This window comes from Ruegeria sp. PrR005, from assembly GCF_010500245.1.
Lineage (GTDB): Bacteria > Pseudomonadota > Alphaproteobacteria > Rhodobacterales > Rhodobacteraceae > Ruegeria_B > Ruegeria_B marisflavi.
The window spans coordinates 1-1,115 of the sequence record NZ_JAAGOX010000049.1 but is presented as its reverse complement, the minus strand read 5'-3'; the positions used below and the strand labels follow the sequence as shown (position 1 = coordinate 1,115).

At 59.0% G+C, this 1,115-nt stretch carries 2 pseudogenes; one reads left to right on the top strand and one right to left on the bottom strand.

The features are described from left to right. Positions 1–45: 45 nt before the first annotated feature. Positions 46–471: pseudogene (locus G0P99_RS18805) on the top strand (transposase zinc-binding domain-containing protein); the annotation flags it as partial. A gap of 17 nt (positions 472–488) precedes the next feature. Here G0P99_RS18805 and G0P99_RS24840 read toward each other — a convergent pair. Next, positions 489–596, bottom strand: a pseudogene (locus G0P99_RS24840) (integrase); the annotation flags it as partial. Positions 597–1,115 lie beyond the last annotated feature (519 nt).

Sequence of the window (1,115 nt, the reverse complement as noted above, 5' to 3'; positions counted from 1 at the left end):
TGGAACCATCGTCCAGATGGACCAGAGGCCACTAATGCACTAACAATCAAACCGGACCAGTCAGATCAGGCCACCCAGCTGGAGGTTGCCGACATATTCCGAAGACATGGCCCCGCTTGGCGGCGGGCTAATGCCGGGCATGTTAACCCTTCCCAGCTTAAAGTGATGTCGGCGATTGAAGCCTGCCGAACCGACGCGCTCGGCGGGCATGTGGCGGCCTGCACCAAGTGCAGCCATCAGCACATCGCCTATAACTCGTGCAAGAACCGGCATTGCCCGATGTGTCAGGGGCCAGCGGCGCGGGACTGGATGGCGGCGCGCGCCACTGATCTGCTGCCAGTAGAGTATTTCCACGTCGTCTTCACCCTGCCAGCGGAGATCGCTCGCATCGCCTTTTGGAACAAGCGGGCGGTTTATGGGCTGCTATTTCGCGCTTCTGCGGAAACGGTCATGACCATTGCCGCCGATCCGAGCACCGAGGCGCTTGGGATCGCCCAAACCTGTTTCGGCAGGAGCGGTCGCTTCTGGCCGATGATCCGGCCTTTATTCCAGGCCCTGGTTTTTGGCATGAGTGCAGGAAGTTGAACTCTGGGCATGATATACCCTCCAACCCTCCCGCCAGGCCCAGACATCAACACCGTGTCGACGATCAATTCTACCAACTGTGCGAATGGCAGGTCGCGGCAAGCCGCAGACCAGCGAATTGCTGCACGGGCAGTCGGCGGCTCGGAGCCCATACCGGAAGTGGTCCAGCTACAATGCTCGCAGGTGCAGCAAGGCTACCAACAAAGCCGTCAGCCGCGGTGCAGAGAGAAAAGCGGCCGTTCGTTCACAGCGCAGCGAGTTCTTTTGATGCCGTTGTCCGAGTTGGGGACATTTCTGCCGGACGCAGATGCAGCGAAATCTACTTCAGCTTGACGGCCGAGTCATTGAATCACTCGCGGCGAAGCAGCACAGCTTCCCTATAGCGGACATTCAGATCGACCAAATCGACCCAAATCCAATCCGGTCGTTCGCTGCACCGGTCTCGGACGTCTCAGTTGCGGACTTTCCAGACCTCCGACTGGTCGGTTTCAACTGGTGCGAACGGCCCTTTCCTGACTTTCATCACAGGC